The sequence below is a fragment of the Microcystis aeruginosa NIES-843 genome, assembly GCF_000010625.1.
In the GTDB taxonomy this organism is placed as follows: Bacteria; Cyanobacteriota; Cyanobacteriia; order Cyanobacteriales; family Microcystaceae; genus Microcystis; species Microcystis aeruginosa.
The window spans coordinates 1,959,607-1,984,766 of sequence record NC_010296.1; the positions used below are offsets into that span (position 1 = coordinate 1,959,607).

A 25,160-nucleotide genomic window follows, 5' to 3' on the forward strand; every position below is an offset into this window, starting at 1 on the left:
TTATTTGCGTAAGTTTTACGCAAATCTGTTTTTCTTTGTCCAAAGTCCAATTATGAAAGCAGTTGAGAATATCATCTATGCCGTTAACCCAACCCTGTTTCTCCTCTTCTGAAGTTCGTCTGAATTCCATTGTCTCCCATCGCGATCGCGGAACTTCCCTGAAGCAAACCGATGATGATGACCTGCAATACCTCGCCCTGCAAGCGCGTTCCTATACTGGGACAGTGGGTTTGCAGCAGCAAGCCGCGATCGCTCGGTTACTTGATGCTCTGCGATTTTCGGGTCGGCTACGGGGTCGAGGTCATTATTCGGTAGAGGTCTATGAGGATGCGGTTAATCGAACGTTATGTTGGGTTGCTTTCCACCTCGACCAGTTCGATCCTGACCGGGGCAGTTTTCTGGCTTGGGTCAACTATCGCCTGGATATTCTGTTGCGGGAGGCATATACCGAAACCCTTGACCCGCTGGTCAGGGCGCAAAAGCAGCAATTGATTCGCCGCAAGTACCAACTGACGGCAATGGTTAGTCAAGTCGGTAAGGTTGGGCTGGGATTCTGGTTAACGTTGCAGGTTAAAGGGATCGCGATTAATGGGCAAAGCTTTGTCTGGTTGGCGGTTCTCTGTCGGTTATCTGGGCTAAGAAAGGCTAATCGGGCTTTGGGCGATCGCGTTTTTCTGGATCTGGCAAGGGCAACGTTATCGGTATCGCCTTTACAGCAGGTGAGCGGTGAGTCTGTTGTCTTTGAGAATTTGGCTCAACCAGTGGAGCAGCTTTGTTTGTCGGAGTTGATCGCTGAGTATATTGAGTCTGATCCGGAGTTGTTGTCTCGCCCTCATGTTCATAATTGCCCGAAGGCGACTTTAAAGGCAATTTTGAGGGCGCGATTGGAGGCGCGATCTTGGCAGGAGATTGCGGATTCTTTTAGTTTGACTGTGGCGGTGGTGAAGAATTTTTTCTCGCGCCAGATGAAGACGGTTGCGCCTTTAATCTGGCAGGAAATTTTGTCTTAGTTGTAATTTTTTGAGGAGGTGAATAGCTTTTGAAAAACTCACTGGCTGAGTTTGCAGGGATTCTTGTGGAAAATTTAAGCTTCCAATGGGGGGAAATCAAGATAATGCCTACAGGAATTAATCATAGTTCTGTATTTTTGATTCCTCTAGAAAGGGAAGCCCATGAAATCGCGGATTACTTTTGTCAACAACATTCGGATTTTGCTCTAGCAGAACAAGTCTATCTCAATACTTTGGCTGTGTATGCGGTCAACTGTTGCTTACGGTCTCTGGGTATTGCCACAGATTTGGAAGCGAGTGATAGCTGGAATCCTATCATGCGATCGCATTTAGCTGTAGCGGATTTGGTGGTGAGGGGTAAGGGAAAAGTAGAATGTTGTCCTGTGATGCCGGGTGAGGATTTTATCGAGATTACTGAGGAGGTTTTATCGGACAGAATTGGTTATGTTTTTGTTGAGATTAATGCTGAGATGTCTGAGGGAAAGGTGTTGGGTTTTGTCGAGAAAGCTAATGAAACAAAGTTTAGTCTTTTGACATTAATTTCTCTCGATTATTTACCAAAATGTCTGTAAACAAATCAGATTTGTACCATTAAAAAAACAAAATTAAGTGAGCTTCTTTTTTAAAGATCACCTAATTTTTCTTTGATCGCCAAGTTTTCAACTGTTAATCAAAGGAGAAAATCCATCATGACTAATAATATCTTGTCTCGCGTTACTGTTTTTACTACGACTGCAACCCTGATATTATATTGTAATATCAACCCAGCTAAAGCAACTAATATTCAAGGGGCAATTTCAGTATCTACAAATTTAGGAGTGGGCAGCTCTGAATTTGATATCAGTAATATAATCAATAAATCCGGCTTATTTATTCCATACACGAATGGTCAAGATCTGAATGGCTATTTAGCCCAGAATCCCTTCCATACCTATGTTGGTCAAAATAATGATTGGTTTAGTGGATTCAATGCAGCCAGCATTTTGCCCGGAATAGTGGATTTCAATTTAGGCAGTTTATTTTCTATAACGGATTTTGTTCTTTGGAATGGTGATGCGGCTGGTATTCAAAATTTCGATCTTGTAGTCTCATCGGTTTCAGATTTTAGCTCCTTTACTTCAGTCGGATCTTTCGTTGCAAATTTTAATCCAAATGGAGTTAGTTATTTACCACAACGATTTAGTTTTAGTCCTGCTAATGCTCAGTTTGTTCGGCTAAAAATTAATACTTCCTATCCTTTTACGAATGGGTTCATTTCTATCGGAGAATCTGCATTTGGTGTAGGGACTAAATCCATTCCTGAATCATCTTCTGTTCTCGGACTTCTCGCGCTTGGCACTCTAGGTGTAGGCTCATTAATTAAGTCTAAAGTAATGGGCAAAAAACCAAAAAATGATTCCCAAGAAGTAGAAAATTAATCACAAATTCACTTTACCTATTTAAGGAGATTTCTTCCATGAATACTAAACATTTCACGAAAGTAATAATCGCAATTACTGGAACAACCGTCACATTATTCTTGAGTCAAAATAATTCTGCTCAAGCAATTACACTGACCACATTCTCTCCCATCAGCTTTAGTGATGCGATCGCGGGAATCACAGGATTTCAGATTGAGGATTTTGAAGATACAACCTTAATCCCCGGATTATCAGTAGAATGGGCGTCTCCCAATCTCGGTCCCGTTAGTACGTTACCCGCAACCTATAATCCGAATATTCAAGGTTTTACTGGTAATGCTTGGGATGGTAATTTAACATTAAATAATCTCCAGCAAAAATTATGGCCAAACCCTATCTCTTCAACCACAACCTTTAATTTTTTTAACCAGCCTACCTCTGTTGGGATAGGGATCTCTAACCTAGAATTTACAGGCTCTAATAGTTCTATTCTAGTAGTAAATGGCGTAGATTTTGCCGACTTTGATAATTTTGTTCCAGCACCCATACTAGGCACTACGGGCAGAAGTATCTATATCCGACTAGATGCTAATACTAATGAAGTCATTAATTCTATTGGTATTCGTGGTGGCTCAGGTGATTTTCTGTCCTTCGATCGCCTGGCAATAAAATCTGCCGCACAGCCTCCCAAAAGTGTTCCTGAACCTTCTAACATCTTTGGTTTAGGCTTGCTCGGACTAGGTTTAGCCGCAACAAAAGTAAAAGGTATCCTATCAAAAAAAGCAAAGTCACCAACAGATAACCCCCAAGAACCAGACAGCTAACTGCGATCTATTGCAGTAGGATAAATTAGTTTATCCTACTGCATAATCGGTCAATTGACGAAGTATAGGAGGATGAAAGCCAATGACAATATCTTTTTTAGGAACACCTAATTTAACTAAGTCTTCAGCAATATCTTGTTCTGTCATATTCCACTGAATCCAAATTTTATCAGACTTGAGGTCAATATGAATGAGACAATAATGTACATATTTTTCGCCTTCCCACCCAAAAGTAACGACCTGATAATGTTCTTCTTGTTCATCAAAAATAGCTTGAATCTCTAAATCATTACCAGTGGGTTTATATTGAGTATATTCTGAGAGAATATTTTTGACTAATTGACGATATTTTGCTAATTTATCCATGTTAAAATTACCTCCTGATTTGGCGAAAAAATGATTAATTTTAAATGGTTTTCTCTAATCATTAATTGGGTAAAATCTAAAGAGAAAAAAGTGTCGTAAGTAAAACTAGGAATAGCTAAAAACAAAACCCTATCTGGATCTTTTCTCTTTAAAACCGCCCGATAATTAATAAATTGTCCTAGAGCAGTATGAAATTCTGAGATCGCTGAAGACCCCTCTAAAAAACTTTTAATTTCTACGGCAATCTTTTGATGATCTTTAGTCGCAGCAATCAGCTTTTCTGCGCCTAAATCAACAGCCATATTCACCCCTCCAAAACTTATCGTATAAGGGTCATGAGTAATTAACCAATTATCTTTGATCAAAGCGTTTTTGGCTGCTTGATAAACTAAATCTTTAGCCAATTTTACCTTTCTCCTGATTTGATAGGTTATCTTTCCCTGTTTTGAGGTGCGGCTTGAGCAACAAGGACAACTAATTTTCTCTGAACTATAGTACTGAGTCCCATCTAGGGCGACGAGTAAGTTGCCATCCAAGGCTGCAAACAGCCTTAAATAGCCTTGGTCTCCCAGACCTTGATCAATCCATCTGAACAGGGGAAAAAGATGCTTTGCGGCTATTCCATCGAGGATGTTCCGCATCTGCTCTACTGTCGGGATATTGACCAAACCAAACATACTTTGAGCATTATCTCGTCCACAACGACTATTAAGTTGACGCTGATATTCTAGAAATGATTCATTCTGGCGAAAAAAGGCGGCGAATGCCCCTAATATTGCGTCTTTCAGACTGTAGCGGGTAGCATTGCTGGCACTTCGAGGGTCAGTTATCCCAGGGATAACTACCTGGAAATAGCTCAGCATCCCCATAAAACCCAGTTGTTTGACTTCCATTCCCCCGAAACCCACTGTTCAAACCCTTCACTCCATTTTGAAAGGCAAGAGTAAGACTGGTTCTGTATTCTGTGCTACCGTTTGAATTGGGAATTGCTGGGTGTTGGCAGGCTTTTTGGCTGTGGTCGGTAAACAGTAAACTGAAAACTCAAATCTGATCACTGATAACTGATCACTGAATCGCCCCTCTTGCCTCTGAGAAAAAAAAATGCTACGATAAAACCAAATCAGGCTTCTACGTTGGTGACTGCCTTTCAAGTTTTTTGATCTATGCTTGATTGTGATAAGGGAGCAAGTAACCAATCCGTGTGGTAGTAAACCGAGCTTGTACTCGGAAACAGAAACGCGGAATATAAGTTCCCACCTGGTTAACCCAGGTCATAAACTTAGGTAAAACGGCGTAGCGGTCTTTTCAAGTTTTTTGAGCAGATCAGAGTCCCTGTACTTCGTTGGTTTTGCCATCCTCGCTGGCCAAAAAAGCGAGTATCTATATTTTTTTCTAGATTAAAGACTGCTGTTTTCGGTAACGCTTGTCACCGCTAAATTGTGACAATCCGGACTACACTAGGGAAAAATTTATGAATTATTGTTAAGCAATGACTGAAAAACAGCCAAGAGTTGTTATCATAGGCGGCGGATTTGCGGGTTTATACACGGCCAAAGCCCTAAAAAACGCTCCCGTTCATGTTACCCTCATCGATAAGCGAAATTTCCATCTTTTTCAGCCCCTCCTCTATCAAGTCGCTACTGGGGCGCTGTCTCCGGCCGATATCTCCTCACCTTTGCGCTTAATCCTACGGGGCCATGAGAATACAGATATTCTCCTCGATCATGCCATCGATATCGATCCGGTCAAGGGAGAAGTGATCTTGAAAGATCACCCGCCGATCGCCTACGATCAATTAGTCATTGCCACGGGAGTCAGTCATCACTATTTTGGCAATGATCAATGGCAGCCCTACGCTCCAGGGTTAAAAACCATTGAAGACGCAGTAGAAATGCGTCGTCGCATCTATCTCGCTTTCGAGAAGGCCGAGAAAGAAATCGATGCCGAAAAGCGGCAAGCTTTATTAACTTTTGTTATTGTCGGTGGCGGACCGACGGGGGTAGAATTAGCAGGAGCGATCGCAGAAATTGCCCACGGTGCGCTTAGGTCTGATTTCCACCAGATTAACCCCACAGAAGCGAAAATTTTGCTCTTAGAAGGGATGGATCGAGTATTACCCCCATATTCGCCCGATTTATCCGCTAAAGCTGCCGCTTCTCTCATAAAATTAGGGGTGACAGTGCAAACCAACAGCATCGTTACCAATATTGTTGAAGGTTGTGTCAGCGTCCGTCAGGGAGAAAAGACGACAGAAATCGCCGCCGAGACAATTTTATGGGCAGCAGGGGTAAAAGCATCGAGAATGGGGCGAATTTTGGCCGAAAGAACCGGGGTAAATCTCGATCGCGTCGGCCGGGTAATCGTCGAACCGGATTTAAGTATCGCTGGTTATGCCAATATTTTTGTGATCGGGGATCTGGCTAATTTTGCCCATCAGGGAGATAAACCTTTACCCGGAATTGCCCCCGTGGCCATGCAGGAGGGCGAATATCTGGCCAATTTATTAATTTCTCGCCTAAAAGGGCAAACTATTCAACCTTTTCATTATATCGATCGAGGTAGTCTGGCAGTTATCGGCCAAAATGCGGCCGTGGTTGATTTGGGATTTGTTAAGTTTTCCGGGTTCATCGCTTGGTTAGTCTGGGTTTGGGCCCATATTTACTATCTGATCGAATTTGATAATAAATTAGTGGTGATGGTGCAATGGGGTTGGAATTATTTTACCCGCGGTCGTGGCGCTCGTTTGATTACGGGAGAGGGGCAAAATTTAGCTTCTGGACAATTGCCGCAAAATAACGGCCAAAATAATAATCTAGCCGTTTCTAGCCAGACGGAAACTCTCTCTCCACCGATCGTGAAAGTGTGAAAAAATAGCCGTGATTATCCAGTTATCAGTTAGCAGGTAAGAACAATCGATCGATCATGAAAATAGAACGTCCTAACAGTCTAGAAATTACCCCAGAGGAAAGCCAAGAATTAGAATATTTACGAGTTACAATTGAACGAGCGATCAAAGATGGTGTGATCACAAGAATAGAATTTGAATCGATTAAAATGATCATGTTTTCTAACAAGAAAAACAATCCCGACCAAATCCTTCGTCAGGTGACACTCTATCGCCATTTAGTCGTTGAAAAAATGAATAATGGCGAACTAATTTTTGAATCTCCCCAATAGGTGGAAATGCTGTTGTAAGCTGCCCACGCATTTAAATTGCTTGTTGAGATAGGGTGCGGTAATGATTTGGTAGTAGTGGCGTAGCCCTCTTGCTTACCTGGTATGAATTGTGTAAAATATTTATTAATAAAAATAATTGGAACCCGCTCAGTCTTTAAACCTCTAGCTTGATCATGACTTTTCTGATAAATATCTTTTTCTGGCTTCTGTCTGGCTTACTCAAATATCAGTCTAGCACCGAACAAAATCCCCCCTTCACCTCTATTCCCCTGTCCTAATTGTGGTTCTCACCATACGATTAAGAATGGTTCTATTCATAATGGAAAACCCAAACGTCAAGGTAAAGAATGTGGTCAACCGTTGGTGATCAATCCCACTAATAAAACTGTCTCTGACGAAACCAAACAATTAATTGATAAACTCTTGCTCGAACGAATTTCCTTGCGAGGAATTGCGAGAGTAATAGGGGTAAGTTGGTCATGGTTACAAAACTATGTCAACAATAAACTGGCGGCTGTCCCCCGTCAAATAAAGGTTTCGGACAAACTAAAAGGTAAATTAGTTAGAGAATGTGATGAGATGTGGTCTTGGGTTTTTTCTAAGACGATAAAGGTTTATATTTGGCGGTTAATTGATAGAAAGACAAGAGAAATTATTGGTTGCTATTTAGGGTTTGCTGAATAAATCTAAAAACCTTGTTGGGTAAGACTTTTAGACTTTTTGTCAATCAAAAAGTACCAGATATGGGAGTGGTCGGGGAGAAAATTCCGGGACTTTTTCCCTGAAAATTAGGTAATTTACCCGATTAAAATGGGTAAAACCCCACACCCCACACCCCACACCCTACACCCTGCCCCTAGGAAAAACTTTTTCAGCAGACCCTATGCGCGGAGATAGGAGTCGTCAATCAGCTAAAAAACTTTGGGGCCAGTTTACCCGGTGTTTACCGACAATGTGCTGTTGCTTCCACAGACTTTTGGGAGTCCTATAAGACAGTAATTCCTAGTAAACGTCATCGACCAGTCGGAAAAGAAACTGGTCAAACTAATCCTATTGAAAGATTAAATAATACCTTTAGACAAAGGATTTCTCGGCTGGTGAGAGAGAGTCTATCTTTCTCTAAAAAAATGGAGAATCACGTTGGGGAGCCCTTTGGTATTTTATCCATGACTACAATGCACAGCAAAGCAAAGGATTAAGCCGCCATCACTACTACCGAATCACCACCAAAAGCTGATTACTGATTACTGATCACTGATCACTGATAACTGACTCCTGAAGGCTTTTTCGCTTAAGATAAAGTTTAGCCCTCGATCGAGTTCTAGTGTTTTCATGGTATTACAACTGCGGGTCTACGTTCCCGAACATCCTCTGGTTAAGCATTGGCTGGCGATCGCCCGCGATCAAAATACCCCCTCGGTACTGTTTAAAACAGCGATGACGGAACTAGGGCGCTGGTTAACCTACGAAGCGGCGCGGCAATGGTTGCCGACCCTGGAAACTAGCGTTAAAACCCCTCTAGCGGAATGTGCCGCTACTTTTATCGATCCTAGCGTACCGATCGCCGTAGTTCCGATTTTAAGGGCAGGATTAGCCCTGTTGGAAGGGGCCCAAAGCCTTTTACCCCTAGCTAGTACCTATCACCTCGGTTTGGCCAGAAATGAGGAAACCCTGGAGGTGAGTTGTTATTTAAATAAATTACCGGCCAGTTTTGATCCGGCCACGAGAGTCTTAATTCTTGAACCGATGTTAGCCACGGGGGGATCAATTTCCATGGCAATGGCAGAAATTACCGGCAGAGGCGTTGATCCTACCCTGATTCGCCTGATTTCCGTGGTGGCTGCCCCGCCAGCTTTACAGAAATTGAGTCAAAATTATCCCAGCTTGAACATCTATACGGCTATTATCGATGAAGGATTAAATAGCCGCGGTTACATCGTGCCTGGATTGGGCGATGCCGGCGATCGAGCTTTTGGAACCTATTAGGAGAAAAAGGGATTATGAGTCAGCGAGATGGGTTTACGGGCGGTTTTTTAGCCGGTGCGATTGTCGGTGGTTTAGTGGGCGGTGTTTTGGGGACAGTGTTGGCTAATCGCGGCCGTCGCGGTTTAGCAGATGGGGATAATCAAGCTTTTTTGGAGGAGAGCCGCAATGGGCGCTTGACTCCAGAGGAAGGCATGGAAGTGGCCCGCCGCAGTTTAGAAGATAAAATTGCCCAGTTAAATCTAGCGATCGATGATGTGCGTCAACAGTTAGGAGCGGTACAGGAAAACGGTAGCGATCATTAAATAGGGCTGGCTGAATAAATCTAAAAACCTTGTTGGATAATATCTTAAGAATAATGTGTTGACAATTAGGCAGAGCCTTGCAACCAGTAAAAACAATCATCGCTTAGACTTGATCGCAGAAAAACAACGAAATCTAAAACCGTAATTTTCCGTTAGAATTAGCAGTAATCAAACACCACGCTTGTCGGAGCTATGGTTAACCTCACCTATAACAAAAATCGCCCTCTTCCCAGCGCCGAAGAATTGCCCTCTTCCGACGAAACTCCAGTGGATAATCAGTTACAGAATGATATTCCCAATCTACTGCTAAGTTTATTAGCTTTAATTTGGTCTGGTCGAGATGATTGGTATTTTGGGGTAGATATGGCTGTTTATTATAATCCAGACGAATCAGCTTTTGTCCCCGATGGTTTCTTAGCGGTTGGAGTCAACCATGATACGGGAGAAAGAGGTCGGTTAAGCTATATTTTGTGGGGAGAAAAGTATATCTTGCCGATTTTGTTTTTAGAGGTAATTTCCGAGAAGTATAATAGTGAGTATGAGGAAAAATTCTTAAATTACCAAACCCTGGGGATTCTGTATTATGCAATATACAATCCTTTGAGTGGCAGAAGGGGAAGATTTAAAAACCGACAAAGATTAGAGGTATATAAATTAATCTCAGGCAAATATGAACTTCTAGAGAGTGAGAATAATCGAGTTTGGTTGCCTGAAATTGGCTTGGCGCTAGGTTATGAAAAAGGAGAACATATTGCCTGGTATCGGGAATGGTTATACTGGTATGACGAGCCAGGAAATCGCTATCTAACGGCTGAGGAAAGAGCGAACCAGGCTGAGGCGATCGCTGCTCAAGAACGTCTGGCTAAACAAGAGGCTGAACAAAAAGCCATCCGGTTGGCTGAAAGGCTCAGAGCGCTTGGAATTAACCCCGATGAAATGTAGGCTCTGACTTCTCCAAGGTATAAGCGCCAGTGCTTCCCTAATTTCCCTGGCCGTGCCTTGGATTACTGTTGCTTGTGTAGTCATGATTTTTGCTCATTCTAGGGCGAATCCTAGCATAATTCACGACTGAGATGCTACCCATCGAAAAACCAAAAAAACAAAACCCCCTCCACTGACTGAATGAAGGGGTGTTTGTGATATTTTGTGGCCAATTTAGCCGACTTTTGTGGTTTACTTCTCGGCTGATTTGGATGATTTTAGTTTGCGTTTGAGGGTTGAAGCTGCGCCAAGAGTGCCGATAGCAAACAGTCCAAGAAGAGAATTGGGTTCGGGAACAGAAACTTGTTTGGTGACGAAGTTCAGGGAATTGGCCATTAACAGTGCGCCATCGGTACTACTGACCCAGAGACCGGAGAGAGCATCGCTTGATGGGGGATAAAAATTCAACCCAGCTATTTTGCCCGCAAATGTGGAGGTATTGACGGCGATTAGCGGTGCACCATTACTCCAGTCAGCCACTGCTACCGCACCGGGGTTGAGAGGTCCCACTGTATTGTAGAAACTCCTTGATCCGCCATTGAAGCTGGTAACGCCTGCGAGGATCGGGTTGGATGGATCGTAAATTGTTCCTAATGTTAGATTTCTGCGTTGGTTCTGTCCTCCTGGTTGCCAAACATCGTAGTTTTGCGCCCTCCACCGACCACCAATGTCTGCGCCAGCGCTCCAGAATGAAAAAGTCGCTTGGACTACTCCACCACCCGCATCGACGTAATCTGCTAATACGTTACCGAAAGTGGTTGGATCGGCAAAACCGAAATCAGAAAAGAATAGTACGGCATCATAAGCCTGTAATTGCGCGAGAGTCGGGGTAGAAGAACTGACATTCAGTATATCTACGCTCCCAGAAATCAGGCCAGTTCCAGCAATTTTTGCTTGAACGTCGTTGAGAAAACTAGCATCATAGGGAGCTCCGGCAATCAGAACGCTGGCCAAGGCTTGGCTAGTAGTGCCGAAGAAAACGGTTGATGCCACAATACCAACTGAGAGAGATTTTTGACTCAGCGCCGCTAAAATTGGATTTTTCATTTTTAGAATTAAACACGAATAGGGCTTAAAGGGCAACATACACACTTGCTTCCCCCGCATTGTATCAAAAGCTACAATTTAATAAATATTTACATTCCTTTCCCCCAGGGCTTACGCCGCTACAGTAATCACAGTTACAATGTTTGAGAGGTCTGAGTGGTAACTGATAACTGATAACTGATAACTGAAATGACTACACCTACCTTCACCATTCCCCAATCTGACCCTTCCCTTTCCCCCCGGCAATCCCTGCCGACGATGTACGATTTACCTAGTGATAATCCACTGGAACCCGGTTTGCCTGACGAATTTCACCTATTACAACCTCAGTTATTACTGCTGACTTTCCAGCCTCCCAACTGGGAACCAGAGCTAGTTTTTAGCGCCGCTGACCTTAACCTTTACTACGATGTCAGACACCCTCAATGGTACAAGCGTCCTGATTGGTTTGGGGTGGTCGGTGTTTCTCGCCTCTACGATGGCCATGACCTGCGCTTAAGTTATGTGATTTGGCAGGAAGGGGTTTCCCCTGCGATTGTGGTGGAATTATTGTCTCCAGGTACGGAAAATCAAGATTTAGGAGAAGAACTACGCCAACCAGAAGAACCGCCAACTAAGTGGACAGTTTATGAACAGATTTTGCAGGTTCCCTACTATGTAGTTTTTAGCCGCTATACTAACCAACTTCAAGCGTTTGAACTGGTAGATGGTCATTACCAACCCGTGACTTTAGTGGAGGGACGCTTACCGATTCCTCAACTGGAATTGAGCTTGGGTTTGTGGCAAGGTTCCTATCGGGGAATTGAGCGGCTATGGTTGCGCTGGTTGACGCTGGAGGGAGAGTTGATTCCCCTTGCCGATGAGGAGTTAATTGTGGCGAAACAAGAGGCTTCTGCGGCTAAACAAGAGGCTTCTGCGGCTAAACAAGAGGCTTCTGCGGCGAAACAACGAGCAGAACAACTAGCGGCACGATTGCGGGAATTAGGGATAGATCCTGAAACTATTCCTCAGATTGACTTTTAAATTTAGGCAGAGCCTAAATGTTTGGTTCCAAGGCTCTGCCTTGGAACCAGGAATTAAACAAACTACCCCAAAAAAAGAGAGAGGAAACCCGCGTCTCCTCTCCCTTGTAGGCATTATTTCCTCGCTTTGCGGACAGCACCCCCTAGCATTAAACCGCCCAGTGTGATATAACCAAGAAGGCTAGAGGGTTCGGGGACAGTGACTGCTGGAGTCGGAACTGTCAGGACTGAGGACATTCCATATAGAGATAAGCTTTGACTCACGCTCAGAAAGGTGATGTCGTTGATCCATCTGGAGTCGGTGTAAATAGTCGCGCCCATATTAGCCACAGGCGGAAATCCTATGGCATTACCCAACGGCGAACCAGTGGAGCCCCCCGCCTGAGTGCCCGTCCATACACTTGCATTCTTAGATGTGTCTATCTGAGTGCGATCGATAGATTTAGCGATTGAGCCATCCCAAAGATCGGCATTATTGTTGGCGACCCTGTTGCCATCTATGAGGTAGATGGGAACATCTGGCTGACTGCCATCAGTACCGGTATTGACTTTGGCAGACGTAGCGGAAGTAGAACCGATCGCCTTCCAAGTGATCGTACCTAGGTTAAATCCTGCCGTTGTTAAAGCCGTAGCAAGAGCGCTTCCTGTTACCTGGCTGGTAACAAAGTTATTGTAGTCGTTGATGTTGGTGCTTGTTGCATCCCGTTTGCCGTCAGTAACAAACACCAAGCGAAACTGATCGCCTGGATTCAAGCCAGGTGGGACGACCACCAAAGCAGCTTGTGCCGCACTGGTTCCCAGAGTTGCCAGGGCAACCCCGGCACAGACAATGCCGAGTTGTAATTTCATAACAAAGGGTTAATGGTAAATGATTTGAGTGCGTGACATTTAGATTTGGGTTAAGCGATAGGGCAACCCAAAACAATGACAAGCGAATGCTCAAAGACGAATTACACACTTTCTCCCTCCACATTGTATTAAAAGCTACAATTTAATAAATATTTACATTCCTCTCCCCCAGGGCTTGCGCCCCTTGTATATTGGAGAAGTGGTAGGGTGTAAGCCTTTTTTTCGAGAGGATTTGCCGATCACCAGAACCCCAAGAGAGCCATCTGATCACTTATAAACTGTTGACTATCTAAATTACTCGTTGAGATTGCATTAGAGGTAAATATTTCATGAGCCAAACCATCACACCTTCTTCCTTAAAAGCTAGTTTAGCCCCCAATCCCACTAGAGCAGCAACGGTGGACGATGGGGGAAATGTGCTAGGGGAATTTCTGCAAGAAACTCTGGCCATGACTAAACGTCTGTTCATCCAATTACAACGTCGTCCTTCAACCCTAATCGCGGGGGTAATTCAGCCCTTTATGTGGCTGATTTTATTTGGGGCATTGTTTTATAAGGCTCCCCAGGGTCTATTCGGCAACGATCTCAGTTATGCTAAATTTCTCGCCCCCGGGGTGATTGTCTTTACCGCTTTTTCTGGGGCCTTAAATGCCGGTTTACCGGTAATGTTCGATCGAGAATTTGGCTTTCTTAACCGTCTCTTGGTAGCGCCTTTAACCACTCGGTACTCGATCGTGGCCGCTTCTACCATCTATATTATCGCCCTCAGTTTCATCCAAACCGCCTCGATCGTGGCCGCTAGTGCCTTTTTAGGGGCAGGATTGCCCAGTTTAGCTGGATTAGGTGCGATCGCTTTGATTGTTTTCCTAATAGTTTTGGGTATGACTGCCTTAAGTCTCAGTTTAACCTTTGCTCTCCCCGGACATATCGAATTAATCGCCGTCATTTTCGTCACCAATTTACCGCTTTTATTTGCCAGTACCGCCCTCGCTCCCTTAAACTTTATGGCAGATTGGTTACAAGTAATCGCTAGTCTCAACCCTCTTACCTATGCGATCGAACCGATCCGTTATATTTATTTCAATCAGCACTGGTCTTTTGATAGCATAGTCTTACAAACCCCTTGGCTTGACCTCAATTTCTTGACAGTTTTAGGCCTGCTCTTAGCTTTTGATCTGCTAATCCTTTTGGCAATTCAGCCCTTACTTCGTCGTCGTTTTGCTTAAATCAGTTATCAGTTATCAGTTATCAGTTATCAGTTTACTTTCACTGAAAAGCCTGCAACTTTCTCACAACCAAAAACTAGACAAGTAAGTAGTTATAATTAAATTGAAGATAGATTTTGCCTCTGATCCCCCCTGCCCCCCTTGATAAGCTATCCATTAGTCGGATCTTTCTTAACAAAAAGAGAAGAAACTTAAAAAAAGGGGAAACGATTGATAGGTATAGTTTTGAAAGAAGGAATTAAGGTGGAGGTAAGCAAAAAAATGGAGAAATGGGCAGCCCAAGAATTACAGTATGCAGACCTAGGGGACACCAGAAGAAAGAAAAGGTTAATCAGTATCGTAGAAAACTTGGCCAGCCAACCTAGTACAAGTGTGCCACAAGCCTCGGGAAATCTAGCCGCAGCGAGTGCCACCTACGACTTTTGGAATTCCCCCTATTTTCACCCGTCAGATATAATTGCCGCCCAAGCTAAAAGTACAGTAGAAAGAATCAAAGAACATCCAATAGTTTTGGCAGTGCAAGACACAACAAGTTTAGACTTTACGACCCAAAAAGCCAAAAAAGGAATGGGTTATCTAGATTATAAAAAATCCTTTGGTCTCAAAGTTCATACCACATTAGGAGTGTCAGCGCAAGGAATACCTTTAGGACTGATTAATCAATATGTCTGGGCAAGAGAAGAAAAGAATTTAGGGATTGCCAAGCAAAGAAAAAAAAGAGAAACCGAAGAAAAAGAAAGTCAAAGATGGTTAGATTCTTTATCAGAAACACAACAACAAATACCCGAAGATATTCAAGTAGTAACAATCGGAGATTGTGAGGCAGACATATTTGATTTATTTGCCCAATCAAGAAGTCCTAACTCTCATTTATTAATCCGAGGAACTCATAACCGAAAAGTTAACTATCTCGAAGACAAGCAAAGGTCAGGGCATCCAGAGCCTAAATATTTACATCAATCCATCAGAGAAGTTAAAGCCTGTGGTAGCCTAGATGTGCAAGTAAAACGCAATCCTAATCACGAGGCTAGACTAGCTAAACTAACAGTTAGATTTGCCAGTTTTGAAATACAAGTACCTAAGCATCACTCGAAAGCGAACCCTCGTCAACCGGTCAAATTACAGGTAATTTTAGCTGAAGAAGAAAAGCCGCGTCCCGGAGTTAATCCTATCAGTTGGCTCCTCTTAACTAGCCTAGACATTAGTAGCTTTGAATCGGCGATAACCTGTGTGCGCTGGTATAGTTATCGCTGGTTAATAGAACGCTATCATTTTGTTTTAAAAAGTGGTTGTGGATTAGAAAAACTGCAATTAGAAACGGGTCGTAGAATTGAGATGGCCTTAGCTACCTATTCAATTGTAGCTTGGAGATTACTTTGGTTAACCTATCAAGCACGCTTACACGGAGAGGAGAGTTGTGAAAGTTTTTTGGAAGAACATGAATGGCAATCTTTGTGTGCCACTATTCATAAAAAGAGTCCGCCACCTGAAAAGCCGCCCTCCTTTCGAGAAGCGGTCAGAATGATTGCTTCTCTTGGGGGGTTTTTAGGTAGAAAAGGTGACGGTGAACCAGGTGTTAAAACTATTTGGTTGGGACTGCGAAGGTTACATGATATCAGCCAGACTTGGAAACTATCTCATCAAATTAGTCCCCCCATAGAACCCCCTTGAGCCATCTTGCACACTTTTCTCTTTTTGTCAAATTTTATGTTAAGAAAGATGTGACTAATGGATAGCTTGATAAGGGGGGTGCCGATCCCCCCTTAGTCCCCCCTTGATAAGGGGGGGGCTGACAACTTTTAACACCTACCCACTTAATTTTCTGAGGAGTTAGTCAGATTATGAATACTCAAAAAATGTTAATCAAATCGTCTTTATTCCTAGCTACTATTTTATTGGTCGGGGCTGATTTTAATCCGCAAGTGTTAGCTCAAAGCTTGAACCCCAGTCAGCCAGATTATCAAAAAAATGAACGTAGTTCCGATGGCAGGGATAGTCTCGGTGGTTTTAATCCTCTAGACTTGATTCATAATAGTAATTTTCGTCGTAGCCGGGACGGATCGGAATTTCAGGAAGATACTCGCAATAATATCAACGAAGCGGCCGAGGAGTTTAAACGCAAGCAAAGAGAACAACTAGAAAATCTCCAAAATCCTGCCCCAGAAACCAAATAAAAACCTTTTTTTTGAGTAGCTAGACACAATTAATTACACATATCTAACTACCTCTTACCCCCCCAATCCCCCCGACATCGGGGGGGCTTACCTATTGCCTATTGCCTATTGCCTATTGCCTATCCTAACCAAGAGGTTGATTTTGTTCCATGTCCTAGTATATATGATCGCTGAGTGCAGAGGAGCTTAGAAAGACCAATGATCTTCGGTCATTGGGGGGTTTATCGAAAATTTGGGTTGAAAACCCCGTCCTTTTAGGGCGGCTTTGTGTTAAAATCTTACTGGTCTAAAAAACCCGCCCTATCATAGATACGACCGAATAAACATACTAGGTTGAAATTCCTGCAAAGGGTTGACGATGAGTAAGGGGAAGCTGACGGCCGCTGGGAACTCCATGCTAGAGGCAAAACGTACCGCGGGTCGGTATGTACAAACCCAAAAAAGTATTGGTCGCCGGAGGACATTCGGAGACTTTAAACGGACGTGGAGGAAGGCATAAGACTACCGCTAAGGTAGCGGCATCCTGTGAAGCGTCAACCCCATTCAGCGACCATCTTAAAAAGGTGGCGTGGTGAGGAATCACCGCTCGTTTACGGCGGTGAGGATGTCAAATTAAACTTAGGATTGGTTTGTTGAATTATCGTCTTATTAAAACTGTGGAAGTAATGGAAATCGGGCAAAAAGTCAAGGTCTGTCGCTTAAGAGACCGCGTTAACTCGGATGTAGCGGGTAAATTGGGTAAAGTGGGTGTCATCAAAAATTTTAAGATGACCGATGGCAGCGGTATTGGTGCTGTTGTCCAGTTCGATGATAAGACCGCTACTTGGTTTTTTGAGGATGAACTCAAACTCATCTAAATACAACGCTTAGGAATTAACCATGTCCTTAATTTTGACCTTTTTGGGCAAGGGGGGCAGCGGTCGCAGTACGATAGCGATCGCTTCGGCGAAGAAAATGGCTGGTCTGGGGTCAAAAGTTCTCTTGATCGGTCAAGATTCCGGCCCTGCTTGGGGATTACTCCTCAAGGCCTCCCCTAGCTCCTCCATTACGGAAATTGCCCCCAATCTCTCGGTTGTGCAGCTTAGTAGTACACAGTTACTAGAAAAAAGTTGGGAAGAAGTCAAGGAATTAGAAAAGCAGTATTTGCGTTCTCCCACCTTGAAAAATGTTTATGGTCAAGAGTTGGGCATTTTACCCGGAATGGATCAAGCTCTAGCTTTAAATTTCCTGCGGGAACAGGATAAAAGCGGAAATTACGATGTCATCATCTACGACGGCAGCGGAGATATCAACAGTCTGAGAATGTTGGGGATTCCAGAGGTAGGTGGCTGGTATTTACGGCGTTTTCGGCAGGTTTTCAGTGATTCCGAGATTGGTCGCACCCTTTCTCCCTTTTTCCAACCGATTGCCGCTGCCGTGCTGAATTTCTCCTTTAATCCCGATGGTTTGGGGAAGAAGGCCGATAATAACATTTTAGACGAGGGACGTTCCGCTTTAGCCGATCCTCGGCGAGTTTTAGCCTATCTAGTCACCAATGATGATCCAATTGCGATCGCAGAGTCCAAATATCTTTGGGGTGGGGCGCAGCAAATCGGTTTAAATGTGGGGGGAGTGATTTTTAATCGCTGTCAGAGTGCCACGGAGGATTTTGCCCCGCTGCCGGCTGCGATTTTACCCGACCGTCAAGGAGAAGATTGGCAGGAGTTAATCGCCGAGTTACCCAATTTTCTCACGGTGCAGCCGCCCAAACCGTTAATAATCGATCCGGCAGCCGGTCAGGTCAAGGTTTATTTACCCGGATTCGAGAAAAAACAGGTAAAACTGACGCAATCGGGTCCAGAATTAACCATCGAAGCGGGAGATCAACGGCGTAATATTGATGTACCACCGCCTCTAACCGGAGGAGCGGTAAAAGGGGCAAAATTCCAAGACGGTTACTTAATTATTTCTTTTTAAGGGATTATGTCGAACACCGAGATAGAAAACAAGGACGATCGAGCGGCCAAAACTCGCCAATTATTGGGCATGAAAGGGGCCTCATCGGCAGAAACCTCCCTCTGGAAAATCCGCTTACAATTGATGAAGCCGATCACTTGGATTCCCCTGATTTGGGGGGTTGTCTGTGGGGCTGCTTCATCGGGGAATTATACTTGGTCTTTAGAAGATGTCTTAAAAGCGGCCACCTGTATGTTACTTTCCGGTCCATTGATGACCGGTTATACCCAAACTTTAAATGATTTTTACGATCGAGAAATCGATGCAATTAATGAACCCTATCGCCCGATTCCTTCGGGGGCAATTTCTATTCCGCAAGTAGTCGGCCAGATTTTGGTTTTATTAGCGGGTGGGTTAGGAATAGCCTATCTTCTCGATCGCTGGGCCGGTCATGATTTCCCGATCATGCTCTGTTTAACCCTATTTGGTTCTTTTATCGCCTATATTTATTCAGCGCCACCTTTAAAATTAAAACAAAATGGTTGGCTGGGAAATTATGCCCTCGGTGCTAGTTATATAGCATTACCTTGGTGGGCTGGTCACGCCCTTTTTGGTCAGTTAAATTGGACAATTATGATCCTAACCCTCATCTATAGTCTGGCGGGTTTAGGCATTGCTGTAGTTAACGACTTTAAAAGTGTGGAAGGTGACGAAAAATTAGGCTTAAAATCATTGCCAGTTATGTTTGGAATTACCACCTCGGCTTGGATTTGCGTGATTATGATCGATGTTTTTCAAGCAGGAATTGCGGGTTATCTGATTAGTATTCATCAGAATCTTTATGCCGCTATTTTACTGTTATTAATTATCCCTCAGATCACTTTCCAAGATATGTATTTTCTGCGGGATCCGCTCAAAAATGATGTCAAATATCAAGCCAGCGCCCAGCCTTTTCTAGTGTTAGGAATGTTGGTGACAGGTTTGGCTTTAGGTCAGGGGATACTCTGAAGATTGTAGTTAGTAAAAACAGGAAATATTCAGTTTACGGGACATTATCGCCTTGAATCGGGCTTCTGTTTACGGTAACTTGAGCGGTCAAGGGGGGTGAAAATGGATTTTCGGTTCGATCCCCCCTTAATCCCCCCTTGATAAGGGGGGTGCCGATCCCGCCTTGATAAGGAGGGTATCTGACAATTTTTAATACCTACCTACTTAGCTCGATCACCAGTCTTTTCGTTACAATCAAGAGGGAATCGATGCTGGGGGAAAAATTACTTTTTTTTCTTCCCTGCGATTCGGCATTCTTGACGAACTAATCAAGAATAGTTTCTGTTTAACAAGATTGATTGAGACAAGTATCTCGAATCCTAGTAACCATGAGTAATACCAGTAACTTTCGTCAAGCTTTACGCGAGGCTAAAAGCCAAGCTCTTATCGGCCCCAATGTTATCCCCAAGGCCCTGCCCTATCTCGGTGGCGGTCTAATTTTGACTGCGGTGGGAACCTATGGCGGTTTAGGTGTGATCCAATCCTATCCCCAGATTTTCTTCCCGACTTTCTTTGTCGCCCTGGTTGCCGAGATTATTTTATTTTTTGTCGCCCGTAATACTGCCGAAAGAGGCAATACAGGCACTGCTCTGCCCCTACTGACTCTCTATAGCCTTCTTTCTGGCTATACTCTCAGTGGAATCGTCTATGTGGCCTTAGGTACTTCCGGTGTCGGTTTGCGAGGAGTAGCAATTGCTGCCCTCGGTTGCGGCATTGCTTTTGTGTTGGGACGGAATATCGGCTCGAATCTGTCGGAAAAAGATGGTTTAGCCCTGACTCAAACCGTTAGCATCGGTATTCTCGCTCTATTTATTGTTATCATTGGTCAGCTAATTTTCTCTATCTTTGGTGGTGCTACTCCCACCTGGTTAGAAATCGCCATTTCTGGCATCGGGGTTTTCTTGTTTGCCGGCTCGGCAGTGGTGGACTTTTACATCTTGCCCCGTACCTACAGAGATGAGCAGTATCTCAGCGCTGCTTTATCGATGTATTTGACCTATATCAACCTATTTATCTTTATTCTGCGCCTTTTAATCGCTCTTAACGGTCGAGATTAGGGCAAATAGGGAGGAGTTAGAAATTAGTTACACCCTAAGTTCTAACTCCGCTAGAATGGTAAAGAAATGTAAACAGCCTGTAAAGATTATGACTGAACCACAACCGACTCAAACCCCCAAATTAGAAGATCCCAAATTTGGCTTTAATGACTATGCCGAGCGCCTCAACGGTAGGGCTGCTATGATTGGTTTTGTGATCACCCTGTTGATCGAGTATCTAACTGGCCAAGGTCTGTTATCTTGGTTAGGGTTACAGTAGTTTTTTAAGCTTTTTTAGGCATTCTAGGGGAAATACAGCCTTGAGTGTTAGTTAACGCATACAAGCTTCATGATTTTCCCCGTAGAATCCTTGCAAGACCGAATCACCTCGCTGTTGCGGTGTCCCGTGGGAGCGATTAGGAGCTTCAAAATCGCCCACTTCCGAAGCGGCTTCCGCTAGAAGTTTTCCCGCTATTATATAATCCTGTTTGGATAAACCTCTAGCTTCGGTAAATAACCAAGAAAGGGTATCTCCCGCTAGACAATCGGCCTGTAATTCAATGCCGATGCTCATCCCACCTTCATCGATGCCACCAATACCCCGATTCCACTGAACAGCGTGAGCGGCCTCGTGAGCGACGGCATAAAGGGGAAATAAAGGATTATCGCTAATACCAGTAACTTGCTTGAGATTGACATAGACTGTATTATCTACAGTGCAGAAAGCCGCTAGGGAAATTACACCGCAGGGAGTGGTTATCGGGCCATCGCTTAACAAATACTTAAAATTGATCTGGTGTAATTGAGCCGTATATTCAATTACCGCTTCTAGGGCATCCGTAATATCGTCTGCTTGCGCTCTCTGGGCTAGAGGGGATAAAATCAAGAGGGAACTACAAGAAACGGCAGATATCAGGGATAATAACCGTTTACGGCCAGAGTTAGGTTTCATGGTACTAACAAAGTCGGGAGTGAGGAAGAATTTTAATTGATCTGAATTAGCCTACCGCTACGATCACAATTTTAAAAGCTATATCTAAGACTTCCAGAGAAAATACAGAATTTACGCGGCTTTTGATCGAAGTTTACAGAATTCCTCGTCAAGGTTTAGGAAATTAATTGGGGTTTGCTGAATAAATCTAAAAACCTTGTTGGATAAGACTTTTAGACTTGTTTTCCCTCAAAAAGTGCCAGCCATTGCGGGGATCGGGGGAAAATTCAGGTACTTTTTCCCTGAAAATTAGGTAGTTGACCACCTCAAAACTGGTAAAACCCCACACCCCACACCCCACACCCCACACCCTGCCACCACCGAAAAGCTTTTTCAGCAAACCCTAATTGGGCACGACCACTTATTGTGTTGAAAATATGTCCGTCAGTCAGGCAAAAAGCTCCCCACACTTGTACTACAAGTCTATCCCCATTTCTCGCAAACGAGCCGCCAGCTGTTGAGAACGCTGTCTTTCCGCCTCCAGAGCTTGCTGAGTAGCATTTAATTGCTCCTGGGCCGCAGCCGCTTGCTCCTGGTCCGCTTCTTCTGGCAAGGGGATTAAATTGCCTTCCGAGTCATAAAATCTCGCCCAAATTGCCGTTTCTCGGTCAATAGTCCCCTCCCAAGTTCCCAACCAATAGCCTAAGGTTTCGCACCATAACCAGCCGCGCTCGTTTCGTTCTAAAGAATGGTAGCGTTGGTCTGCTCCTAAATGCCATCCTTGTAAAGAATTGGCATCAAAAGGATCGTAGATGAAATAATCTGGCGTGCGGAAGGTTCGCTCATAAATGGCTTTTTTTCGCACTTTATCGGTTCTCGCGGTACTAGGAGAGGTTAATTCCACGATAACGTCAGGATAACGTCCCTCTTCTTCCCAAATTACCCAACCCTGTCGCTCTCTGCTGCCATCGACATTGAGGACAGCGAAGAAATCAGGCCCGCGAAAATCGCGATTTTTCGCCTGTTCGCGGCTGAAATAAATAAACATATTGCCACCCGTGTAGAAGTCGTCTCGCTCACCGTAACCTTCCTGTAGGGAGCGAATCAGCACATTCATGGCAATGCGGTGTCGGTTGCTTTCCAAGGGTTCACCATCATCAAAAATTAAGTCTGTGGGGGGTGGGGGGGGTTCCCAGAAGTCCTCGAAATCTTCTTCTATCAGTGCCGGAGAGGTGGCAGTTTCGTCGCTTTTGGCAATCGTCATTTTTTTGGCCTCTCTAGGTGGGAGTATCCATGTTTTTGCTGATTATTGATCCTATGTTACATCAGAATTTAGGAGTCAGTCCCGATGAAAAATTTTTCACCCCCACAGATGAAAGAGGTTTCCTTCCCTACACCCCACACCCCACACCCTCTTTCAAGTCAGGAGATAGATAGGAGTTGAGAAAATTATCTTCGCTTAACAATGATCAAAACTTTTCTTCTGGGTGCGTTACATTGGGCTAACACACCCGAATAATATTCTTAAGCTAACCAAAAAACTTGGCTTTATCTTTAACTAATTTTGTCCCGATTCCGGCGGCAATGACCTCAGAGAGAATGCTAATTAAACGATAGATAGCAACGGTGATAAGTACGTTAGCGGCGGGAAAGTTTTCTGTGTCTAAAAGTGCGATCACTGTAGCTTCAAAAACTCCTAATCCTCCCGGCGCTCCGGGGACAACTAAACCCAATAACCAAGCAAAACTAAAGGTTCCTAAGAGTGGTAAAATCTGAGCGGGGGTAATCATTTTTAACACCATCCAAGCTAAAATAAAACCCGCACCGCGCCACAATAAAAATCCAGTTTCACCCAAGAGAGGGACGAGAGGATATTTAGTTAGATAAACAGGTTCTTGAGCAATCTTTTTCTTTTGGCTAAGGATTTTCAGAGGATAATTTAAAAATTTGGGATGAATGCTGATTAAAATTAATCCTAAAACTAATATCTGTATCCCTAGACTTGAGCTAGATTTCATCCAACCTAAACCACTACCAATAACTGCTATGGCTAAGGCTGCACACACCAGCAATAAAAGTTCTAATAAAACGCTTAAACTAGCGGTTCCCCAATCACTTCCTGCTTTATTAATTGCCACAATGCGAGCATAAAAGTGGCCGATATTACCGGGTAGATATTTTCCTAAATTGGTAATCATATAGATGCCAATTCCTGTGGAGGTTTTAATCGGTTGTTGATAGCTTTTGAGTATCCATGTCCACACCCATCCTGCCCAAATTTGAGCGATAACGGTGGTTACAAGTGCCAAGAAAAGAAATAACCAACCATGATTTTCAATTCTAACTGAGGTGACGTTATCCCAGTTATTTTTAAGGTTACTGAGAACAAAAAATAAGGTTCCCCCAATAATCAGCCAACGTAGAAACTTTTTCAGCATTTCATTTTTTCCTTTATTCATTTTCTGGGGGGAACCAATCGAGATCAAGAAGATTTTCTAAACTGTAGGGACATTCCCCAGGAAAACTAACTTGATTATCGGTTTTTTCTCTAACATAATTTAAAGCTTTCTGGTAAATACGAGGTAATTCTTGAGTGAGATAATTGCGGAGATTAGTAGTTAAATAAGTGTCGATCTGGTTTTTGAAATTGACGATTTCTGAACGCCAATGACTACGATTATATTCTCTTTCACTTGTCCAAAATTGTAATAATAAACAATCTCTAATAATTTGCTCTAATAAACTGGCAACACGAAACTTTTTTTCGTTTCCCAAGTCTTCTAATTCCTCGATTAAGTTTTCTAAGTCTAAAGCGTCAAATCTCTTCGCTTTTAAGAGTTCGATAGTTTCTTCCAACCAGAGGGAATCATCAATCTCGTAGAGAGTTTTTAAGTCGGGAATAACAGTCATTTTTTATCTCCTTTATTCGTATGGTGGTAGCCAATTGGGATCGAGAAGTTCTTCTAAACTGTAGGGACAAGTATTAGGGAAAGTAACTTGATTTTTTGTCTTTTTTCTCACATAACGGATTGCCTTCTGATAAATATTATCAAATTCTTGTTCTAAATATTTCCGTAAACTTGCCGTTAGGTAGGTATTTAATTGATCTTGAAAATTTACCAGTTCTGATTCCCAATGACTTTGATTATATTCTCTTTCCCTTGTCCAAAATTGCAGTAACAAAGCATGACGAATAATTTGCTGTAAAAAACTAGCAACACGAAACTTTTTTTCGTTACCCAAGTCTTCTAATTCCTCGATTAAATTATCTAAATCTAAAGCGTCAAATCTTTTCGCTTTTAAGAGTTCGATAGTTTCTTCCAACCAGAGGGAATCATCAATCTCGTAGAGAGTTTTTAAGTCGGGAATAACAGTCATTTTTTATCTCCTTTATTCGTATGGTGGTAGCCAATTGGGATCGAGAAGTTCTTCTAAACTGTAGGGACAAGTATTAGGGAAAGTCACTTTATTTTTTGTCTTTTTCCGCACCAAGAAAACTGCATCTTCATAAATGTTAGTTAATTCATTTTGTAAATAATTACGGAGATTGGTGGTTAAGCGTCTTTTTAGCTGAATTTGAAAGTTGACTATTTCTAACTCCCAGTGATCCTGATTATATGCTCTTGCCTCTGTCCAAAACTGTAGGAGTAAAAAATGTCTAATAATTTGCTCTAATAAACTGGCAACACGAAACTTTTTTTCGTTTCCCAAATCTTCTAACTCCTCGATTAAATTATCTAAATCTAAAGCGTCAAATCTTTTCGCTTTTAAGAGTTCGATAGTTTCTTCCAACCAGAGGGAATCATCAATCTCGTAGAGAGTTTTTAAGTCGGGAATAACAGTCAT

The 25,160-nt window shown here is 43.2% G+C and carries 29 protein-coding genes, 1 other RNA gene and 2 pseudogenes; 21 read left to right on the forward strand and 11 right to left on the reverse strand.

Going from position 1 to position 25,160, the window contains the following annotated elements; translation table 11 throughout:
* The first annotated feature begins 62 nt into the window (after nucleotides 1–62).
* The 4 genes from MAE_RS09515 (at nucleotide 63) to MAE_RS09530 (ending at nucleotide 3,234) form a co-directional block, all read left to right on the forward strand.
* A complete protein-coding gene (locus MAE_RS09515; RefSeq protein WP_231859759.1) occupies nucleotides 63–1,010 on the forward strand; it encodes a hypothetical protein in 948 nt (315 codons plus the stop codon).
* Nucleotides 1,011–1,039: 29 nt separating this feature from the next.
* Complete coding sequence (locus MAE_RS09520) at nucleotides 1,040–1,582, forward strand: DUF1822 family protein (protein ID WP_050766286.1); 543 nt, start codon at nucleotides 1,040–1,042, stop codon at nucleotides 1,580–1,582.
* A 117-nt stretch (nucleotides 1,583–1,699) separates the two neighbouring features.
* The gene (locus MAE_RS09525; protein WP_012265390.1) at nucleotides 1,700–2,428 is read left to right on the forward strand and encodes a hypothetical protein; all 729 of its coding nucleotides are present in this window, start codon (nucleotides 1,700–1,702) and stop codon (nucleotides 2,426–2,428) included.
* Between the two features lie 38 nt (nucleotides 2,429–2,466).
* A complete protein-coding gene (locus MAE_RS09530) occupies nucleotides 2,467–3,234 on the forward strand; it encodes a PEP-CTERM sorting domain-containing protein (RefSeq protein WP_012265391.1) in 768 nt (255 codons plus the stop codon).
* A 30-nt stretch (nucleotides 3,235–3,264) separates the two neighbouring features.
* On the opposite strand, the gene MAE_RS09535 is transcribed toward MAE_RS09530, so the two are convergent.
* Nucleotides 3,265–3,600 carry a XisI protein gene (locus MAE_RS09535; RefSeq protein WP_012265392.1) on the reverse strand — a complete coding sequence of 112 codons (336 nt, stop codon included), beginning with the start codon at nucleotides 3,598–3,600 and terminating at the stop codon, nucleotides 3,265–3,267.
* Nucleotides 3,588–4,463, reverse strand: coding sequence for an element excision factor XisH family protein (locus tag MAE_RS36035; RefSeq protein ID WP_012265393.1), 876 nt, complete (start codon nucleotides 4,461–4,463; stop codon nucleotides 3,588–3,590). Before MAE_RS36035 ends, MAE_RS09535 begins: the two co-directional genes overlap by 13 nt.
* Before the next feature lie 256 nt (nucleotides 4,464–4,719).
* Between MAE_RS36035 and ssrS the strand changes: the two genes are divergently transcribed.
* The 8 genes and pseudogenes from ssrS to MAE_RS09570 all read left to right on the forward strand — a co-directional run bounded on the left by ssrS (nucleotide 4,720) and on the right by MAE_RS09570 (nucleotide 10,007).
* Nucleotides 4,720–4,907, forward strand: a non-coding RNA gene (ssrS, locus tag MAE_RS27915) — 6S RNA.
* 182 nt (nucleotides 4,908–5,089) lie between these two features.
* A complete protein-coding gene (locus tag MAE_RS09545; protein WP_012265394.1) occupies nucleotides 5,090–6,466 on the forward strand; it encodes an NAD(P)/FAD-dependent oxidoreductase in 1,377 nt (458 codons plus the stop codon).
* Between the two features lie 56 nt (nucleotides 6,467–6,522).
* Nucleotides 6,523–6,777, forward strand: a complete 255-nt coding sequence (locus MAE_RS09550; protein ID WP_012265395.1) for a hypothetical protein — start codon at nucleotides 6,523–6,525, stop codon at nucleotides 6,775–6,777.
* Between the two features lie 173 nt (nucleotides 6,778–6,950).
* Nucleotides 6,951–7,452 (forward strand): annotated as a pseudogene (locus MAE_RS29135) (IS1/IS1595 family N-terminal zinc-binding domain-containing protein); the annotation flags it as partial.
* Between the two features lie 214 nt (nucleotides 7,453–7,666).
* Nucleotides 7,667–8,014: pseudogene (locus tag MAE_RS29140) on the forward strand (IS1 family transposase); the annotation flags it as partial.
* Between the two features lie 95 nt (nucleotides 8,015–8,109).
* Nucleotides 8,110–8,763, forward strand: a complete 654-nt coding sequence (gene upp, locus MAE_RS09560; RefSeq protein ID WP_012265397.1) for a uracil phosphoribosyltransferase — start codon at nucleotides 8,110–8,112, stop codon at nucleotides 8,761–8,763.
* A gap of 14 nt (nucleotides 8,764–8,777) precedes the next feature.
* A complete protein-coding gene (locus MAE_RS09565) occupies nucleotides 8,778–9,065 on the forward strand; it encodes a hypothetical protein (protein WP_002798884.1) in 288 nt (95 codons plus the stop codon).
* Between the two features lie 192 nt (nucleotides 9,066–9,257).
* Nucleotides 9,258–10,007, forward strand: a complete 750-nt coding sequence (locus tag MAE_RS09570; RefSeq protein ID WP_012265398.1) for a Uma2 family endonuclease — start codon at nucleotides 9,258–9,260, stop codon at nucleotides 10,005–10,007.
* A 231-nt stretch (nucleotides 10,008–10,238) separates the two neighbouring features.
* Here the strand turns inward: MAE_RS09570 and MAE_RS09575 are convergent, their stop codons facing one another.
* Nucleotides 10,239–11,153, reverse strand: a complete 915-nt coding sequence (locus tag MAE_RS09575; RefSeq protein WP_002799283.1) for a PEP-CTERM sorting domain-containing protein — start codon at nucleotides 11,151–11,153, stop codon at nucleotides 10,239–10,241.
* A gap of 129 nt (nucleotides 11,154–11,282) precedes the next feature.
* Between MAE_RS09575 and MAE_RS09580 the strand changes: the two genes are divergently transcribed.
* Nucleotides 11,283–12,116, forward strand: coding sequence for a Uma2 family endonuclease (locus MAE_RS09580; protein WP_012265399.1), 834 nt, complete (start codon nucleotides 11,283–11,285; stop codon nucleotides 12,114–12,116).
* A 113-nt stretch (nucleotides 12,117–12,229) separates the two neighbouring features.
* On the opposite strand, the gene MAE_RS09585 is transcribed toward MAE_RS09580, so the two are convergent.
* On the reverse strand, nucleotides 12,230–12,964 hold the full coding sequence (locus MAE_RS09585) for a hypothetical protein (RefSeq protein WP_012265400.1): 735 nt from the start codon (nucleotides 12,962–12,964) through the stop codon (nucleotides 12,230–12,232).
* A gap of 329 nt (nucleotides 12,965–13,293) precedes the next feature.
* Between MAE_RS09585 and MAE_RS09590 the strand changes: the two genes are divergently transcribed.
* The 8 genes from MAE_RS09590 (at nucleotide 13,294) to MAE_RS34050 (ending at nucleotide 20,663) form a co-directional block, all read left to right on the forward strand.
* Nucleotides 13,294–14,190 (forward strand): ABC transporter permease, encoded by an 897-nt coding sequence (locus MAE_RS09590; RefSeq protein ID WP_002799574.1) that lies wholly within the window; start codon nucleotides 13,294–13,296, stop codon nucleotides 14,188–14,190.
* A 261-nt stretch (nucleotides 14,191–14,451) separates the two neighbouring features.
* On the forward strand, nucleotides 14,452–15,861 hold the full coding sequence (locus MAE_RS09595; protein WP_080507082.1) for an IS4-like element ISMae7 family transposase: 1,410 nt from the start codon (nucleotides 14,452–14,454) through the stop codon (nucleotides 15,859–15,861).
* 170 nt (nucleotides 15,862–16,031) lie between these two features.
* On the forward strand, nucleotides 16,032–16,364 hold the full coding sequence (locus MAE_RS09600; RefSeq protein WP_002796859.1) for a hypothetical protein: 333 nt from the start codon (nucleotides 16,032–16,034) through the stop codon (nucleotides 16,362–16,364).
* Between the two features lie 665 nt (nucleotides 16,365–17,029).
* Nucleotides 17,030–17,221, forward strand: coding sequence for a cytochrome b6f subunit PetP (petP, locus tag MAE_RS09605; protein WP_173351108.1), 192 nt, complete (start codon nucleotides 17,030–17,032; stop codon nucleotides 17,219–17,221).
* Between the two features lie 22 nt (nucleotides 17,222–17,243).
* Nucleotides 17,244–18,320: a Get3/ArsA fold putative tail anchor-mediating ATPase NosAFP gene (locus MAE_RS09610; RefSeq protein ID WP_012265405.1), complete on the forward strand. Its 1,077-nt coding sequence runs from the start codon at nucleotides 17,244–17,246 to the stop codon at nucleotides 18,318–18,320.
* A gap of 6 nt (nucleotides 18,321–18,326) precedes the next feature.
* A complete protein-coding gene (gene chlG / locus MAE_RS09615) occupies nucleotides 18,327–19,307 on the forward strand; it encodes a chlorophyll synthase ChlG (RefSeq protein WP_002796856.1) in 981 nt (326 codons plus the stop codon).
* Nucleotides 19,308–19,675: 368 nt separating this feature from the next.
* On the forward strand, nucleotides 19,676–20,404 hold the full coding sequence (locus tag MAE_RS09620) for a Bax inhibitor-1/YccA family protein (protein WP_002796854.1): 729 nt from the start codon (nucleotides 19,676–19,678) through the stop codon (nucleotides 20,402–20,404).
* 88 nt (nucleotides 20,405–20,492) lie between these two features.
* Nucleotides 20,493–20,663 (forward strand): high light inducible protein, encoded by a 171-nt coding sequence (locus MAE_RS34050; protein WP_002742489.1) that lies wholly within the window; start codon nucleotides 20,493–20,495, stop codon nucleotides 20,661–20,663.
* A 51-nt stretch (nucleotides 20,664–20,714) separates the two neighbouring features.
* On the opposite strand, the gene MAE_RS09630 is transcribed toward MAE_RS34050, so the two are convergent.
* The 7 genes from MAE_RS09630 to MAE_RS09655 all read right to left on the reverse strand — a co-directional run bounded on the left by MAE_RS09630 (nucleotide 20,715) and on the right by MAE_RS09655 (nucleotide 25,160).
* Nucleotides 20,715–21,335, reverse strand: a complete 621-nt coding sequence (locus MAE_RS09630) for a hypothetical protein (protein ID WP_002796853.1) — start codon at nucleotides 21,333–21,335, stop codon at nucleotides 20,715–20,717.
* A 187-nt stretch (nucleotides 21,336–21,522) separates the two neighbouring features.
* Nucleotides 21,523–21,714, reverse strand: coding sequence for a hypothetical protein (locus MAE_RS33260; protein WP_012265406.1), 192 nt, complete (start codon nucleotides 21,712–21,714; stop codon nucleotides 21,523–21,525).
* Between the two features lie 75 nt (nucleotides 21,715–21,789).
* Nucleotides 21,790–22,578: a Uma2 family endonuclease gene (locus MAE_RS09635; protein ID WP_012265407.1), complete on the reverse strand. Its 789-nt coding sequence runs from the start codon at nucleotides 22,576–22,578 to the stop codon at nucleotides 21,790–21,792.
* Nucleotides 22,579–22,843: 265 nt separating this feature from the next.
* Nucleotides 22,844–23,773, reverse strand: a complete 930-nt coding sequence (locus MAE_RS09640) for a lysylphosphatidylglycerol synthase transmembrane domain-containing protein (protein ID WP_002799587.1) — start codon at nucleotides 23,771–23,773, stop codon at nucleotides 22,844–22,846.
* On the reverse strand, nucleotides 23,766–24,224 hold the full coding sequence (locus MAE_RS09645; protein ID WP_002799586.1) for a DUF29 domain-containing protein: 459 nt from the start codon (nucleotides 24,222–24,224) through the stop codon (nucleotides 23,766–23,768). Before MAE_RS09645 ends, MAE_RS09640 begins: the two co-directional genes overlap by 8 nt.
* 12 nt (nucleotides 24,225–24,236) lie before the next feature.
* Entirely contained in the window at nucleotides 24,237–24,692 is a 456-nt protein-coding gene (locus MAE_RS09650) for a DUF29 domain-containing protein (protein WP_012265410.1), read from the reverse strand.
* 12 nt (nucleotides 24,693–24,704) lie between these two features.
* The gene (locus tag MAE_RS09655) at nucleotides 24,705–25,160 is read right to left on the reverse strand and encodes a DUF29 domain-containing protein (RefSeq protein ID WP_012265411.1); all 456 of its coding nucleotides are present in this window, start codon (nucleotides 25,158–25,160) and stop codon (nucleotides 24,705–24,707) included.